The sequence below is a fragment of the Aminobacter sp. Y103A genome, from assembly GCF_030294925.1.
GTDB classification, from domain to species: Bacteria; Pseudomonadota; Alphaproteobacteria; order Rhizobiales; family Rhizobiaceae; genus Aminobacter; species Aminobacter ciceronei.
This window is the reverse complement of the sequence record NZ_AP017986.1, coordinates 1464676-1480193: the sequence shown is the minus strand read 5'-3', so window position 1 is coordinate 1480193 and position 15518 is coordinate 1464676. Positions and strand designations below refer to the sequence as shown.

General features: G+C 64.6%; 13 protein-coding genes. 5 read left to right on the top strand and 8 right to left on the bottom strand.

Features of this window, described 5'->3' with window-relative positions:
* Positions 1 to 117: 117 nt before the first annotated feature.
* The 4 genes from Amn_RS07135 to Amn_RS07120 form a co-directional block, all read right to left on the bottom strand.
* Entirely contained in the window at positions 118 to 1767 is a 1650-nt protein-coding gene (locus Amn_RS07135) for a vWA domain-containing protein (protein ID WP_286295813.1), read from the bottom strand.
* A 73-nt stretch (positions 1768 to 1840) separates the two neighbouring features.
* Positions 1841 to 2803, bottom strand: coding sequence for a GlxA family transcriptional regulator (locus Amn_RS07130; protein WP_067967057.1), 963 nt, complete (start codon positions 2801 to 2803; stop codon positions 1841 to 1843).
* A gap of 71 nt (positions 2804 to 2874) precedes the next feature.
* Positions 2875 to 3771 (bottom strand): bifunctional methylenetetrahydrofolate dehydrogenase/methenyltetrahydrofolate cyclohydrolase FolD, encoded by an 897-nt coding sequence (folD, locus tag Amn_RS07125; protein WP_067965267.1) that lies wholly within the window; start codon positions 3769 to 3771, stop codon positions 2875 to 2877.
* Between the two features lie 112 nt (positions 3772 to 3883).
* Positions 3884 to 6181 (bottom strand): GumC family protein, encoded by a 2298-nt coding sequence (locus tag Amn_RS07120; RefSeq protein WP_286295805.1) that lies wholly within the window; start codon positions 6179 to 6181, stop codon positions 3884 to 3886.
* 161 nt (positions 6182 to 6342) lie between these two features.
* Between Amn_RS07120 and Amn_RS07115 the strand changes: the two genes are divergently transcribed.
* A complete protein-coding gene (locus Amn_RS07115; protein ID WP_286295803.1) occupies positions 6343 to 7638 on the top strand; it encodes a lipopolysaccharide biosynthesis protein in 1296 nt (431 codons plus the stop codon).
* A gap of 219 nt (positions 7639 to 7857) precedes the next feature.
* On the opposite strand, the gene Amn_RS07110 is transcribed toward Amn_RS07115, so the two are convergent.
* The 3 genes from Amn_RS07110 to Amn_RS07100 are packed head-to-tail and all read right to left on the bottom strand — an operon-like array spanning position 7858 to position 10687.
* Entirely contained in the window at positions 7858 to 8733 is an 876-nt protein-coding gene (locus Amn_RS07110; protein WP_286297937.1) for a DUF6492 family protein, read from the bottom strand.
* Between the two features lie 11 nt (positions 8734 to 8744).
* Positions 8745 to 9515: a WecB/TagA/CpsF family glycosyltransferase gene (locus tag Amn_RS07105; RefSeq protein ID WP_502874752.1), complete on the bottom strand. Its 771-nt coding sequence runs from the start codon at positions 9513 to 9515 to the stop codon at positions 8745 to 8747.
* The gene (locus Amn_RS07100; RefSeq protein WP_067965277.1) at positions 9512 to 10687 is read right to left on the bottom strand and encodes a glycosyltransferase; all 1176 of its coding nucleotides are present in this window, start codon (positions 10685 to 10687) and stop codon (positions 9512 to 9514) included. The genes Amn_RS07105 and Amn_RS07100 overlap by 4 nt, the downstream gene beginning before the upstream one ends.
* 167 nt (positions 10688 to 10854) lie before the next feature.
* Here Amn_RS07100 and Amn_RS07095 point away from each other — a divergent pair, with 167 nt between their 5' ends.
* From Amn_RS07095 to proC, 4 genes are all read left to right on the top strand, one after another.
* Positions 10855 to 11853: a glycosyltransferase family 2 protein gene (locus tag Amn_RS07095; protein ID WP_286295800.1), complete on the top strand. Its 999-nt coding sequence runs from the start codon at positions 10855 to 10857 to the stop codon at positions 11851 to 11853.
* A complete protein-coding gene (locus Amn_RS07090) occupies positions 11822 to 13135 on the top strand; it encodes an O-antigen ligase family protein (RefSeq protein WP_286295797.1) in 1314 nt (437 codons plus the stop codon). The genes Amn_RS07095 and Amn_RS07090 overlap by 32 nt, the downstream gene beginning before the upstream one ends.
* Before the next feature lie 71 nt (positions 13136 to 13206).
* Positions 13207 to 14295 (top strand): metallophosphoesterase, encoded by a 1089-nt coding sequence (locus Amn_RS07085; protein ID WP_312883610.1) that lies wholly within the window; start codon positions 13207 to 13209, stop codon positions 14293 to 14295.
* Between the two features lie 65 nt (positions 14296 to 14360).
* Positions 14361 to 15176: a pyrroline-5-carboxylate reductase gene (proC, locus tag Amn_RS07080; protein ID WP_067965285.1), complete on the top strand. Its 816-nt coding sequence runs from the start codon at positions 14361 to 14363 to the stop codon at positions 15174 to 15176.
* Here the strand turns inward: proC and Amn_RS07075 are convergent, their stop codons facing one another.
* Positions 15177 to 15518, bottom strand: coding sequence for a winged helix-turn-helix domain-containing protein (locus Amn_RS07075; RefSeq protein ID WP_067965287.1), 342 nt, complete (start codon positions 15516 to 15518; stop codon positions 15177 to 15179).

Here is a 15518-nt window from a genome sequence, read left to right as displayed (position 1 = left end):
GGTGACGAAAAAACGTGTACACGCAGCCCTCCTTTGTTGTTCGAGTTGCGCGCCCTAGATAGCCGCGACCTCGTTCCTTTGCAAGCCTACTGGATCGTCAGCTCGCTGCGCTCCGGCCTATTGGATCGTCAGCTCGCTGCGCTCGCCGGCCCTGACGGTCGCCGAAGCCTCCTTCTTGCCGGCTTCGCCGCGATCGACCTCGACAACATAGTCGCCTGCCGGCAAGGTCGTCTGGTGCTTCTGGTCGTAGGCGTAGCCGAAACCCTGGCGATTGCCCTGGATGTCCTTCTTGGCCGCAAAGACGCGGATTTCCTTGGCGCCGGGAGCATCGATCGCCAGCACGCCGGCGCCGAGCACGGCGGTCACCTGGCCCTGCTCGCCGACCCGGACATTGAAGGGCTGTTCGGCCTCGGACTGGTCCATGCGGGCGACCAGGACATAGTCGCCGGCGGGCAGGTCGAACTTGTTGTCCGGACCGTAGCCATAGGTGACCTGGTCGCGGGTGCCGTCGATCTTTTTCCTGGCCTTGTAGACCCTGACGTCGAGACCGCCGGCGTCGACCTTGTCGGCGCCCTCGGCATAGATCGCATTGACCACGACATGGCCGACGCCGACGATGATGTCCTTTTCGACGGTCTGGCCGGCAGCAAGCTGGATCGTCTCATTGGCCTCGCCCTGGCCGATGGTGACCTTCAGCCTGGTTTCGCCGGCAGGCAGCACCACCTTGGTCTGGCCGTAATAGGTCGCCGGGTGGTCGCCACCAGGGAAGTCGAGCACGACGGCCGCCCCATCGACGATGTCGGCGCCTTCGCTGGGGCGTGGCCTGACGACGAGCGTGCCGGCATTGAGCACGAACAGCGGCTTGTAGGCCTGGCCGGCCTCGACCTTCAGCGGCTGTTCGACAGCCGCTTCGCCGAGCGTTGCACGGATGATGTAGTCGCCGGCTTCAAGCGATCCCTTGTAGTTGTTGTATTCGGTGGTCAGGCGCTCGCCCTTGGAGCCGTCGGCATTGGCCTTGTAGATTTCCCAGGCGTTGCCGGCGTCCTTCAGCGGCGCGCCGCCTTCGGCCAGCGTCAGCTCGGGAGCGAAGTTGAACTCCGGCTTGGCCGGTTCCGGCGCAGGCGCAGGTTCCGGGGCCGGGGCCGGCGCGGCAACCGTCTGCACCAACGCATCTTCCAGACCCTTGGCGTCGGTTGCCTGGATGTATTTGCCGCCGGTGTTTTCGGCGAGGCAGGCGACCTGCCTGCCCTCTTCCGCCGTCAGGCCGAAGCCGACGACATGGGCGGTGAAATCGACACCCGACTGCTCCAGTTCCTTGCCCAATGCGCAAGGGTCTGCGTTGCAGGTCTCGAGCCCGTCGGTGATCAGGATCACTGTCGCCTTGTCCTCGGTGTATTTGAGGTCCTCGGCGGCCTGCTTGACGGCAGCGGACAATGGCGTCTTGCCGAGGAATTTCATGCTGTCGGCGGCAACGGTGATGGCGCTTGCCGAGCCTGACGCCGGCGGCACCACCAGTTCAATGTCGGTGCAGCTGCCCTTTTCGCGGTGGCCATAGGCCATCAGCCCGAGTTCGGTGTCGGCGGGAATGGTGGTAAGCACCGAGCGCAGCGCCTCGCGGGCGATTTCCAGCTTCGGCTTGCCGTCGATCTGTCCCCACATCGAGCCGGAGGCATCGAGTACGATGATGGCGCGATCGGCGGCATTGGCGCTTGCCACTCCCGACAGCATGAGGACAGACGCCAGGATGCCTCGTGTAAACGCCTTCATGCTGCCCCTCGCCGATTCAGTTGAATGACGCGAAGCTAAACAACGGCCATTGGGCTGACAACCCTGAGGCTGATCAATAGGTGGTGCGGCGTTCTTCGCTCGGCGGACGGCCGAACTGCAGCCGGTAACTTTGCGCGAAATAGGAATGCGAGGTGAAGCCGGTGGCGATCGCCACGTCGAGGATCGGCATGTTGGTCTGGCGCAGCAATTCACGCGCGCGCTCGAGCCTGAGCCGCATGTAATAACGGCCAGGCGTCACATTGAGATGGCGCAGGAACAGGCGCTCGACCTGGCGAACCGACAGCCCGGCCGTCTTTGCCAGTTGCACCGCCGACAGGGGCTCATCGAGATGGTCGGCCATCAGTTCGACGATGCGCTTGAGCTTGTCCGACTTGCCGGTGAGGTCACGTTCGGGGCCAACGCGCTGGCGGTCGCCGGCAGAACGGATGCGCTCGTGCTGAAACTGGTTGGCAACCTCGTTGGCGAGATTGGCGCCGAAATCGCGCTTGATGATCTCGAGCATCAGGTCGATCGAGGTGGTGACGCCGGCACAGGTGTAGCGCTTGCGGTCGATCTCGAAGACGTTGTTGGTGCACTCGATGTCAGGGAACTTCTCCATGAAACCGGCGCGGTTTTCCCAATGGATGGTGCAGCGGTAGCCGTCGAGCTGGCCGGCTTCGGCCAACAGATAGGAGCCGACCGACAGCGCGCCCAGGGCAGCGCCGCGCCGGCCCCAGGAACGAAGCGCGCCGAGCACCTTGCTCTTGCCGGGAAATTCGGTGGCGACGCCGACGCAGACGAACATGATGTCGACCGCCGGCACGTCGGCGACGGAATAGTCGACCTTGAGCGGCAGGCCGTTGGAGGCGATCACCGCCTCGCCATCGGCCGACACCGTGGTCCAGCCATAGACGTCGCGGCCGAGCAGGCGGTTGGCCGACCGACAGGTGTCGATAGCGGCAACCAGCGAGAACATCGAGAACTTGTCGACCAGCAGGAAAGCGAACTGGCGGCCTTCGGGGTGGGGCTCTGACATCGCGACCAAATCTACAGAACGCGCCGAGTTGAGCAAGGAAGCGGCGCCGGTTTCCACAACGCCGCGATCATTCAGAAGCCCGGTTGTTCGAGGCCGGCGTGGCGATAGGCCGACACCAGCGTGTTGGCCATCAGCATGGCGATGGTCATCGGCCCGACACCGCCCGGAACCGGCGTGATGGCGCCGGCGCTCCTTTCGGCCGAGGCGAACTCGACGTCGCCAACCAGCCTGGACTTGCCTTCACCCTTGTCGGGTGCAGGAATGCGGTTGATGCCGACGTCGATGACGGTGGCGCCCGGCTTGACCCAGTCGCCCTTGACCATTTCGGGCCGGCCGACGGCAGCGACGAGAATGTCGGCAGTGCGGCACAGAGCCGGCAGATCCTTGGTGCGGCTGTGAGCGATCGTCACGGTGGCGTTGGCCGCGAGCAGCAGATTGGCCATCGGCTTGCCGACGATGTTGGACCGTCCGACGACGACGGCGCTGAGCCCAGACAGATCCTTGCCGTGCTTGCGTTCGATCAGCAGCATCGAGCCGAACGGCGTGCAGGGCACCAGTGCTGTGTCGAGCTCACCTGTGGCGAGCTTGCCGACGTTGATGAAGTGGAAGCCGTCGACGTCCTTGTCGGGCGCGATCGTCTGGATGATCTTGCCGGCGTCGATATGGCCGGGCAACGGCAGCTGGACGAGGATACCGTGGATCGCGGGGTCGGCGTTGAGCTTCTCGACGAGGGCGACGAGATCGGCTTCGGAGGTCTCGGCGGCAAGCGTGTGCTGGACCGAATGGAAGCCGCATTCCTTTGATGTGCGCGACTTGTTGGCGACATAGACCTGGCTCGCCGGATCCTCGCCGACAATGACCACCGCCAGTCCCGGCTTCACGCCATGCGCCGCAAGCGTGGCCGCTGACTTCTTGACGCCTTCGACGACCTCGGCCGCGACACTCTTTCCGTCAATGATCTCAGCCATGGCTTTACTCCGTCTGCGGCATGCTTCGGGCGGCATTGTCATCAAATTTTCGACCCGCAACCTCGCCATTGCGGCGTCCGGTGCCGTAAACTCGAAACCGCATGGAAGAATTTCAGAAGTAGCGGCGTGAGCGCCGCTCCCTGAGAAGGTTCAATTCCTTGCGAACCTCGCGCAGGCTTTCGCTGATCTCGTCGATCTGGCTCTGCGGCGCGGGCGCATCGGCTCGGGGCGCTGCCGGCGGCGTGGAGTAATGTTCCGGCGGCCGCTGCCGATAGGACGGGCGGTACTGCCGAGCAGCGGCGTAGTCCGGTTGCTGCTGTGGCTGTTCGTCATAACCAGGCTGCGGTTGCGGCACATAGGATGGGTCAAGGTCGCCCTGCGGCGCCTGGTACCCGGGCTGCTGCTGCATCGGCTGCGCCTGCCACGACTGCGGCGGCTGCCGGTTGTCGACGATCGGATCGGCGGCGGCGACAGGACCGGTCGCCGCCGGCATCACCGGGGTCGGATCGACCCGTGCGGCGGTCGCCTCGACGCGGTTGCCCGGCTGGTTGTTCGCGGCTGCCGGTTCGCCGCGCATTTCGGGCTTCGCCCGGCTGCGTCGCCTCGCCGTGCTGCGCAGGCTCTGCAGCGCCCCGCGCATGGCACCGAAGCCGACGCCAGAGGCAAAGCCGAGCAGCATGCCGCCCAGCGCAATCATCGCTCGCGACGGACCGGTCGACTGCAGCGGCGGCGATGCCGGCGATATGATTGTCACATTGCCCGAATTGATGTCCCTCTGCTCGCCGGTCTCGCGTGCCCGCAGCAGCGTTGCCTCGTAGACGGCGCGCTTGGCGGCAACGTCGCGATCGAGCTCGCGCAGCGTGACCATTTCGCCGCCGACATCGCTCTGGCGCACCTTGAGCTGGGCAAGGCGGGCCGCGAGCTCCTGTTCCGTCTGGACGGCGCGCTTGAGGTCGACCTGGATGGAGCCGGCGACCCGGCGCAGTTCGTTGGCGATACGCTCGCGTGCCCCGCTGAGCTGGGCATCGACAGCCAAACGCTCGGGATGGCGCGGGCCAAGCCTGACGGCGGCCCGGTCCGCTTCCTGGGTCAGCGCCGCGTATTGCGCGCGCAATTCGGTAATTGCCGGCGAGCCGATCGCTTCGGGCAACGCGCCTGCAAGCACCGAATCGACACCGAGGTCGCGGGTCGAGGAGGCACGCGCGTTGAGTTCGAGCGTGCGGGCTCGTGCCGCGGTCAGCTGATCGTTGACGCGCTGGATCTCATCGTCGGTGATCAGGCGCCCTTGCGGATTGATGAGTTCGTTCTCGGCCTTGAACGCCTCGACCTTGCGCTCGGCTGTCTCAACCGACTTGCGCAGGTCGTCGAGGCGGCGGGTCAGCTCGTCGGTCGCGCGTCCGGCCGTTCCGGCCTGCAACTCGCCGAAAGTCTGGATGAAGACATCCGTCATCGTGTTGGCGATCAGCGCCGACTTCTCGGGATCTTGCGTCTTCGCCCCGACCGAGATGACGAAGGTGTTGGTGTCACGCTGGATGGACAACGCTTCATAGAGGTGTTCGGCGGCCAGCGCGTGCCGCCGCCCGGGGTCGTCGCCTGTCTGTTGGTTGGAAGAGATCAGCGAACTCACAAAACCGCGAATGCTGAAGCCGCCACCAGCCTTGCCGTTGAATTCCGGGTCCTCGGCCAGATTGAGCTTGTCGACAACCTTGACCAGAACGGAGCCGGAGGTCAGCCGGCGCACCTGGGTTTCGACCACCGCCAGCGTCGCGTCCGACGGCAAGTCGCCGACGGTCAGCTCCTTGTCGGAAAGCCTGAGGTTGCGCGGATCGACGATCATCTCGGTCCACGCTTGGTATTTCTTGGGCGTCGACAGAGCGAGCGCGACACCCAGCAGCGCGCCGGCGAGCGTCGTCGAGGCGATCAGCAGTTTCGAACGGGTGATGCCGCCGATGACCGCCATCGGGTCGATCAGCGGTTGCCAGCGGACGTCGTCGTGATCGCCATGCTGTGCAGATGGCTCGACCGAGGGCTGAGGCATGGCAGCAAGCGGCTCCGGAGCGACTGAGCCGATCGCCCTGTCGCGCCAGGTGCCGATCATCGAAGACGGAGTCGGAGCAGGCTTGTCGCTTGCGAATGCGGACGCAGCTTCCATCGGCTGTGCGACAACCGGCTGTTCCGGTGCGGCCGGCTTTTCGGCCAGTTGCTCGCGGGCGGCACGTTCGGCCTCGCGCCGGAAACGCGCCATGCGATGGCGGGTCGCAGGATCCTGGAAATCTTCGTGGCCAATGTGGTCTTCCGCTGACATCGACAGCAGCGACGAGCCTCGCGTCTTCGGATCGGCGTCGTCCCGGTCCAGCGCAAGCAACGAGCGCTTGCGCCTCCAGTCCTCGCGGTTTCCAGATTCGGCCATGCGGGCAACTTCCAAAAGTCTATTCCGGATCACCTGTCCGGTCGTTAAGCCACGCTAAACAGACATGGGTAACAAAACGTTAATTCCTGCTTTGCGGCAGTATATAGAGCTTCATCGCAGAACGGCACATTAAGCTTTGGCTTTTATCGTCCAACTGGATCATGACCAAGGCGAACGACATACCGCGCACGACGCTGCGCCAGCGGATCGGCAGTTTCGTCGTGCAGCGGCAGGCGGTCCTGCGCGACTACTTCTCGGCGATCAGCGGCTCGATGGGCCGGCTGGTGTTTTCGCTTATCTATTTCATCGCGCTCGCCAACACGCTGTCGATCGCCGATTTCGGCTTGTTTGCTACCGCCTCCGCCGCTGGCGTCATGCTGTCGCGAACGCTGGCCTTCGGTTTCATCTCGGCGCTCTACCGCACGGCAACGATAAGACCCCGCCTGATCGGCAGCTACACCGCCGGCTTCCTGATGCTCGCCGCGCTGTCGCTGCCGGTGCTCGTCGCCGCTTCGGCGCTGACCTGGTTCCTGTTCTTTTCGACATCCATGCCGGCCGCCATCTTTGCCGCCGTCATCTTTGCCGAGGCGCTGTTGTGGCGACCGGTCGAAGTGGCGATGATCGTCAACAACGGTCTCGGCCGCTTCGGCCGGGCGGCGGTTCTGGCGATCCTGACCGCCGCGATCAAGGCCGCCGCTGCTGCCCTGTTCATCTTCTGGCCAAGCCATACGGTCGGCGCCTGGGCCGGGTTCTACATCGCCTCGAACCTCGTCTCCCTGGCGCTCGCCTTCGGCTTCTTCTATCCGCGCCAGCGGCTCAGGCTGACGCCTGACCTTTACTGGCGTCGGCTGTCGGATTCGATCTATGTCGCCGGTGCCGAAGTGCTGTTCTACCTACAGATGGAGTTCGACAAGCTGCTGGTGCTGGCCATGGGCGGCCCGCATCTCGCCGGCATCTATGCCATCGTCATGCGGCTGGTCGACCTGACCGCCATCCCGATCCGCACCTTCTCGATGATGCTGGTCCAGCGCATGATGCGCATGCCCGAAATGCTTGCCAGGCTAAAGGTCAAGGTTGGCATCGAGGCGGGCATTTTGATCGTCTCGACCTCGGCCCTGCTGTTCCTCGCCGTGGTACTGTACTTCTATCCCAACTTCCTCGGCCGCAACGTCGCCGAGGCGGGCCCGCTGGTCGGACTGGCGCTGTTCGTGCCGGCCCTGCGCAATCTCGTCGAGTATCACGCCGAGCTTCTGTTCGCGCGCGGCCAGACGCTGATCCGCGCCGCCAATCTCGCCATGCTGGCGGGCCTCAAGGCAGCGTTGCTGTCGCTGTTGCTGATGCGTGTCGCCGACACCGAAACGCTGGTGTGGATGCTGAACGGCATGTTCGCGCTGCTTTATCTGGCGTCGGCCGCCGTCACCTACACGGCCCTGCGGCGGCGGGCCAAGGCGATCTAGGGAGATTCCGCGCATCTTCGAATCGCGGCGCCTCCCCTTCTCTCTGCGTCTAGGCAATTCCGGACGGAAAACCGCTGCGCACTTTTCCTGGAATTGCTTTTTGCTTTTGCGCAATTCCGGACGGAAAACCGCTGCGCACTTTTCCTGGAATTGCTTTTTGCTTTTGCGCAATTCCGGACGGAAAACCGCTGCGCACTTTTCCTGGAATTGCTTTAGGCCTCAGGCGGCGACAAGCCTGCGAATGCGCCCGAGATCGGTGCCGATGAAGGACTGCATGCCGATCGCCACCTGCTCCGGCGACATGGCGGCGACGAAGGCCTCGAACTGCATATCGGTCAGCGGCGTGCCGGTCCAGTGGACACGGCAGAACTCTTCCGCACCGACATAATGTCCGGCGCCATCGGCGACCTCGTCGACGAAGCGGCCATAGATCATGCATTCGGAGAACTTGCGTCGCGCGCTCACCGCCTCGACCCAATGCCGTCCGCTGACCTGTTCGATGCGGGCTAGCATGTCGCGCACCGACGACCGGCGCCAGGCGATCAGCGTCGAGATGTAGTCATGCGGCGAAATCTCGGGCGCGGCGATACCGAGCACAGCGGCAGCGTTGGCCGACCAGATGCGATGGTTGTCATGGCCGGGTTTCAGCAGCACGCCATCGCGCCGGAACAGCCTGAGCTTGCCGCTCAGCCAGAACCGGGCGCAATCGAAAGGCCTGAGGAAAGCCACGTCAGAATCGACGTAAACGACGGTTTCCTGCTCGATGCGTTCAGCGATCGCCATGCGCCTGAGCTGCTGCACATGCCAGCCACGCAGCGGCGGCGCCTTGCGACTCAGCCAGACGCGGCGCTTGAACAGGCTCGTCGGATCGGGAATGTCGCGCAGCCAGGACGGCAAGAGCTCCCGCTCGTCGATGACCGTGCGGCGCTTGCCCTCGAGCTGCTGGAACAGCGCGAGGTCGCGGTGCTCGACCAGGAGATAGTGATGCGAGGCGCCGGTGACATGGCGATCGACGGTCTCGCACAGCAGGCGGCAGCGTTCAAAATCGGCGGCGTAGCTCGCCGTGATCAGTGCAGCGTCCGGGGCTGGAGACATGGCCTTGGCGTTCAAGACTGCCCTCCCCCACGGATCTTCTGGCGCAGCACGCGAAACAGGAACAGCGGGTTGCCGACGACATAGCGCCGCCACAGCCGGCCCGGTTCGATGAGCAGGCGGAACAGCCACTCCAGGCGGAGCCGGCGCACCCAGGCCGGCGCGCGCGGAACCGAGCCACTGAGGAAATCCAGCAGCGCGCCGACGGCAATCGGCAATGTGCAATGTTCAGGGCGCATGTGCCGCGCGATCCACATTTCCTGGCGCGGCACCCCCATGGCAACAAGCAGGATGTCGGGGCGAAGGCTGCCGATGGCGGCGACGATCCCGGGCTCTTCCTGAGACGTGAAGAAGCCGTCATGGACGACGACGATCTTGTGATGCGGGGCGATCTGGCCGAGGCGGGCGGCCGCCCGCTCGGCATTGGCGCGCTTGGCGCCGAGCAGAGCCACGGTCAGCGGCTTGTCGCTCGCCTTCAAAAGGTCCGGGACGAAATCCGTGCCGTTGAGATTGTCGGGAAACGGCGCGCCATAGAGCCAACGCGCGGCAATGTCGACGCCGATGCCGTCGGCGAGCACCAGGAAATCGTTCAGAACGGCGGCGAAATCCTTGTCGGAACAGGCGATGTTGGCGTTGTGGGCGTTGAGAAAGCTGACCTTGGTGAAGCTCCTGTCCCTGATCTTCTCAGTGAGCAGCGAGATCGCCTCGTCGCGCCGCAAGCTGGCGACCCGGATACCAAGAATGCTGCGGTAGGATGCGGCCGCTTCCGAAATCGTCATGCTCACGCCGCCACCTCATGTGCGCCCGCGCCAAGCCGGGCGAGGCCACCTGCCACTGCCAGGTCGAGCGCGGCGATCTGCCGGCGATGGAAGTCCGAACCATCGACTTCAGCGACCTTCTGATCGACGGTTCGTTCAAGCGCCCTGGCGAAGGCTACGGGATCGTCGGTCATGGTGCAATTGGCCGGCTTGTAGGCGATGCCACGCAGCGAATGCGCGGTTGCCACCGACGGCAGGCCGAGTTCGAACGTCTCGATCGTCTTGAGCTGGACGCCGCTGCCCGAGGTGCTGATGAGCGGGATGACGGCGGCGCTGCGCACAAAGGCCTGGGCATCAGGCACGCGGCCGACAAATGTGACGCCGGGATGTGGCGAGGACACCCCTGCGGGAACACTGCCGGCGATCCGGATGCGGAAATCGTTGCGCAGGTGCGGCACGACCTTGCCGAGGAACCAGTCCAGGCCGATGCGATTCGGCTCCCAGGTCCAGGTACCGATGAGCGCTGCATCGCAGTCGATGCCGCGCTTGCCCTGGTGTGCCGGAAGCTGTGACCGAGTGACCAGCGGCAGCGCCACCGAGCGTGTGTCGGAGGCAACGCCCAATTCGGCGCGATCCTCGTCGGCGAGTGTGAAGACGAAGCGGGCATTGCGACACAGACGCCTTTCAATGACTTCGAGCAATCTTGCCTCGCGGCGAAACAGCAGGCGTTGAAACGCGCCGTTGGCGGCACGCGCGTTCTCGGCGGCCGAGCGGAATTCGACATTGTGCGCGACGAAGATCGAAGGCCGGTCCTGAAACAGGCTTTCGAACGCCGCCGCCATCTGGACCGAATTGAGGATGTAGCCATCGAACGGTCCCGCCGCCGCGATCGCCTGCCGCACCGTCTCATCGGAGACGATGCGCAGCTTGGCCGAAGCGAAAGTCAGCCCGGAGGCAACCGCATTCGCCAGCCAGCCCAGCTTGCGCTGCAAGGGGGCGACATCGGTGCGCACGTCGAGCGAGCCGAGCAGGATCGTGTTTTCGGGGTCTGACGGCGGTTTGCCCGGCCAGCCGAAGCCAAGCACGGTCACGCGCACGCCGGCCCGGCGCAGCGCATCGATGATCGCCTGGTTGGCGATCTCGTAGCCCGACGAGAGTGCTCCGTCAGGCACGATGGATGTGGCAAACAGCAGATGCATCACGACAGTTCCTGCCTATGCCCTAACAAAGCGCGGTGAAGTCTTCATTAAGCAATTTCAGCCGCTTGTGGAACCTGCCCGGCAATCCGCAGTTTGCTTCCGGCGTGTTTAACTGACCGTTATGGCGCCCATGATAGCGAAGAGGCATCAATAACCGGCAGCTTGTCATGAATGCTATACCTCCACTCAAGTCCGTGACCATTGCCGGCACTTCGCCTGCACTGGCAGTGGACGACGTCGAGGTGGTGGTCACGCTGCCAACCTTTCGTCGGCCACAGCAAGTTCTGGCAACGCTCGATTCGCTGGCCAGGCAAAAGACCACGCGCCGGTTCGCCGTCATCGTCATGGAGAATGACGACGAAGGCAACGAAGGCATGCACGCTGCCTTGCCGGTGTTTGAAAGCGGGGCGATGCGCGGGCTGGTCATCGTCGCGCATGAACGCGGCAATTGCAGCGCCTACAATGCCGGCTGGCACACCGCCTTGCTGCGCTTTCCGAATTTCTCGCGGCTGCTGGTCATCGACGACGACGAGCTGGCCGATCCGATGTGGCTCGAAACCATGTGCCTGGCTGCCGAACGCCTCGGCGTCGACATCGTCGGTGGGCCGCAGGTGCCAGTCTTTTCAGATCCCGGGCATCAGGTCTGGGCGACACATCCGGTGTTTGCCCCGCCCTATTCCGTCACCGGTGAGGTCGGCGCGCTCTACTCCTCGGGAAACCTGCTGGTCAGCCGCAACGTGCTTCTGGCCATGGGCCCACCCCATCTCGACCTGCGCTTCAACTTCATGGGCGGCGGCGACTCGGATTTCCTGAGCCGCTCGTCACAGAAGGGTTTCAAGCTCGGCTGGTGCGCGGAAGCAAAGCTGTTCGAGACGGTTCCGGCACGGCGCACCGAGGCCGACTGGATCCGGGCACGCGGCCTGCGCAACGGCGTCATCTCGACGCTCGTCGCCAAGAAGAAATATGCCGGCACGCCGTTCGCCAACACACGCGTCTTCCTGAAAAGCCTAGTGCTGCTTGGCGCCTCGCCATTACGTGCAATGAAGCGCCTTATCGAGACCGGATCGCCATCGGTCGCCGTGTACCCGATCCATGTGGCGCTTGGCCGTGTGATGGCCGAATTTGGTTATGCCAATGAGCAGTATCGTCAGCCCGAGAAGAACTGACGCGCCGCCGCTGACGGCGGCGTTCACGGCATCGGGCGTCGCCACCGCGATCGCGACGATGGTGCTGACCATCGTCATCGTTTCGTTCAGGCCGTTCCAGCCGGCGGGCGCCGGTGCGATCGAAGGCGGCGACATCGTCAACCAGTTGGGCTTCGGATCGCTCGGCGCCTTCGCCATGTTTGCGTTGGTAACCATGGCCAATCCGGCCCGGTTGCGCGCCATTGTCGGGCTGCCCTGGATCGTCCTGCTGTGCTTCTTCCTGATATCGGTCGGTGAAGCCGCCGACCCCAATGCGGCGTTCCGGGCGGCAAGTTTCACCCTCATCGGCATCACCGCCATGGCAACCGTGCTTGCCTTGCCGCGCGATGGCGATTCCTTCTCGACCGTGCTGGTTGTCGCCGGCTTTCTCATCGTCGGGCTGAGCTACGCCGGCGTCATCCTTTATCCCAGCGTGGCGATCCACGGCGCCGACGGCTTCGAGCCCGAGCATTCCGGCTTGTGGCGCGGCGCCTTCAGCCACAAGAACATCGCAGCGCCCGTCATGGCCTGCTTCAGCTTCGCCGGCATCTACCTGATCCGAAGGCATTGGCGCTGGTCGGGTTACATCCTTTTGGCCATGTCGATGTTCTTCATGGTGCACACCGGATCGAAGACGACGGCCGGGCTGGTGCCGCTGTCGATCATGCTCGTGCTTCTGCCCGGAATGATCGGCATGCGGCTCGGCACGCCGCTGCTGTTTGCGCTGGCCGTCGTCGGCACGGCATTCGCCACGCTCGGCATCGTCTTCATCGAACCGCTGCAGCAGCTTGCCGCGCACCATTTTCCCGAACTCACCTACACCGGGCGCACGACTGTCTGGGCCTTCGCTGGCGAGATGATCGCCAAGAAGCCGTGGTTTGGATACGGCTATGAGAGCTTCTGGCGCACGCCGCTGGTGACCGGCATTGGCCATGCCTACGACCAGGGCTGGGACATCCGCTTCATCGTGCATGGCCACAACGGCTACATCGACATCGCCGTCACCATGGGCCTGCCCGCGCTTGCCGTCGCCGCCTATGTCTTCCTGGTCGCGCCGCTGCGCGACTACATGCGCATCCCGCTCTACAAGGAGAACGTCTTCCTCGGCGACTTCTTCATGATGGTGGTGCTGTTCACCGCGCTCAATGCCTTCCTCGAAAGCTTCTTCTTCCGCCGCATCGACCCGGTCTGGATGTTCTTCGTCTTCGGTGTCCTGGGGCTGCGCATGGTCTCGCGCATGGTCATCCACAAGAACACCGGCTGACGGAACGCGCTTGCTCCGCTCCGGCGGCCACGCCATTCTCGGGCATGGCCACCCTGGTTTCACGACGCCGGATGCTCGCCCAGACGCTGGGTTTCGGCTTGGCTTCGCCACTCGGAACGTCTGCGGCGCGCAGCGCCAGTCGGCCGCGAACCGATGCGACATTCCTGTTTGCCGCCGACATCCACGCTTGCCGCATGGCGAGCGGTCTCAGTCCGAATTGCCAGACCGAAGGCAAGACCGACCAGAACCTGCGCCGGCATGTTGCGGCGCTGAACCAGCTCGGCGAATTGGCATGGCCACGCGAAATCGGCGGCGCAGCAGGCGGCCTCGCAAGTGCCGGCCAGAAGATCGGCCGGCCGCTCGGACTTGTCGTCGGCGGCGACATGACCGACGACGGCGGCGGCCAGGTGACCCAGCCGCATGAAGGCACACAACTGCTCCAGTTCAGCCAGCGCTACCAGGTAAGTACCGGGCCGGACCGTGTGCATGTGCCTGTCTATGTCGGGCTCGGCAACCACGACCTCGACCAGGACGGTCCGCCACCGCATGTCGACTGGTACCGGCGCGAGATGCGCGACTATGTCGAGATCAACCATCGGCCCAGCGTGTTCTTCAAGCCGCCGGTGCCGGCGGCCAACTACGACGCGCTGTCCGACTGCTATTCCTGGGACTGGGGCGGGCTCCACCTGGTGCAGACGCATCGCTTTGCAGGCGATACATCAAAGGGAGCGGTGAGCGCGCTCGACTGGCTGAAGCGGGATTTGGACGACAACGCCGGCGACGGGCGGCCGGTGATTCTGTTCCAGCACTATGGCTGGGATGCGTTCTCGACCGAGCGCTGGGACCCGGACGCCCATACATTCGACGACACCGGCAGCGGCAAGCCGCACTGGTGGAGCGACGACGACCGCCGCGCGCTGCGCTCGGCGAGCGCCGGCCACAACGTGATCGGCGTCTTCCACGGCCACCAGCACGAGACGCCGATGATCTACAGCCGCGACGGGCTCGACCTGTTCAAGCCGAAGGCCGCCTACATGGGCGGCTTCGCACTTGTGCGCGTCACCGACGCCTTCATGGACGTGGCGCTTGCCGAGGCCGGCCCGCATGGCGGCGTCACCTTCACCAATGCCTTCACCAAGGTGCTGGACCACACACGCTGAAGTGGCGTTGCACCCTTCCGCCTGGCTCCAAGACGGTCTATGTCAGTTCTGTTCGGAGGCTTTGCATGACCATCAGACTGATCCTCGCCGGCTGCGGCAACATGGGCTACGCCATGCTCACGGGCTGGCTCAACTCGGGCAAGCTCGCGCCCGAGGAAACATTCGTTGTCGAGCCCAATGCGGAGCTGCGCGCCCGTGCCGCCGATCTCGGCAGCCGTGTCGCCTCGGAAGTCGGTGGCGTTCCCGCCGATGCGGATCCTGGGATCGTCGTCATCGCCGTCAAGCCGCAGGTCATCCGCGAAGTCACTGCCGGCTATCGCCGCTTCGGCAACGGCAAGGCGACCTTCGTCTCGGTCGCCGCGGGCACGCCGGTGGCCACCTTCGCCGACATCCTCGGCAGCCATACGCCGATCGCGCGCTGCATGCCAAATACGCCAGCAGCCATCGGCAAGGGCATGATGGTTGTCTATTCCAACGAGCACGTCTCGGAAGCGGCCAAGGAAGTTGTCGGCGACCTTCTGTCGGCCAGCGGCGAAGTCGCCACCATCGCCGACGAGGGCCTGATGGATGCGGTCACCGCCGTCTCCGGTTCGGGCCCGGCCTATATCTTCCATTTCATCGAGTGCCTGACGGCAGCGGCTGAAAATGCCGGTCTGCCACCGAAGACGGCAGCGCTTCTGGCCATGCAGACCGTCTATGGCGCGGCGAGCCTGGCCGCCGAAAGCCGCGAGGATCCGGCCGTGCTGCGCCGCCAGGTGACCAGCCCGAACGGCACGACGGCGGCGGCGCTGGGCGTGCTGATGGGTGACGATCGCCTCAAGACCCTGCTCACCGAAGCTGTCGAAGCGGCCCGGCTGCGCTCGATCGAACTCGGCAAATAGCTACTTCGCGTCAGCTTCGGCCTGCAGCGCCTCGACATAGGGCGCTGCCGCCGCGTGGACCGCGCGCTCCATGTCGCGGAACCGGCGCACGACGTCTTCGCCGACAGGCGTAAGCTCTGCGCCGCCGCCATGCTTGCCGCCGGTCTTGGCGGCCACCAGCGGCTTGCCGAACATATCCTTCATCTCTTCGACCAGGTCCCAGGCGCGCTTGTAGGACATTTCCATCGCGCGGGCCGCAGCCGAGATCGAACCGGTGGCGGCGATCTGCTCGAGCAGTTCGACCTTGCCCGGACCGAGACGTCCCGTCGGGTCGAGATAAAGTCGCAAGGTCAGAGATGGCAT

Coding starts and splice junctions, on each gene's coding strand:
- Amn_RS07135 (WP_286295813.1), bottom strand. CDS start 1,767: ATGAAGGCGTTTACACGAGGCATCCTGGCGTCTGTCCTCATGCTGTCG.
- Amn_RS07130 (WP_067967057.1), bottom strand. CDS start 2,803: ATGTCAGAGCCCCACCCCGAAGGCCGCCAGTTCGCTTTCCTGCTGGTC.
- folD (WP_067965267.1), bottom strand. CDS start 3,771: ATGGCTGAGATCATTGACGGAAAGAGTGTCGCGGCCGAGGTCGTCGAA.
- Amn_RS07120 (WP_286295805.1), bottom strand. CDS start 6,181: ATGGCCGAATCTGGAAACCGCGAGGACTGGAGGCGCAAGCGCTCGTTG.
- Amn_RS07115 (WP_286295803.1), top strand. CDS start 6,343: ATGACCAAGGCGAACGACATACCGCGCACGACGCTGCGCCAGCGGATC.
- Amn_RS07110 (WP_286297937.1), bottom strand. CDS start 8,733: ATGTCTCCAGCCCCGGACGCTGCACTGATCACGGCGAGCTACGCCGCC.
- Amn_RS07100 (WP_067965277.1), bottom strand. CDS start 10,687: ATGCATCTGCTGTTTGCCACATCCATCGTGCCTGACGGAGCACTCTCG.
- Amn_RS07095 (WP_286295800.1), top strand. CDS start 10,855: ATGAATGCTATACCTCCACTCAAGTCCGTGACCATTGCCGGCACTTCG.
- Amn_RS07090 (WP_286295797.1), top strand. CDS start 11,822: ATGAGCAGTATCGTCAGCCCGAGAAGAACTGACGCGCCGCCGCTGACG.
- Amn_RS07085 (WP_312883610.1), top strand. CDS start 13,207: ATGCTCGCCCAGACGCTGGGTTTCGGCTTGGCTTCGCCACTCGGAACG.
- proC (WP_067965285.1), top strand. CDS start 14,361: ATGACCATCAGACTGATCCTCGCCGGCTGCGGCAACATGGGCTACGCC.
- Amn_RS07075 (WP_067965287.1), bottom strand. CDS start 15,518: ATGCCATCTCTGACCTTGCGACTTTATCTCGACCCGACGGGACGTCTC.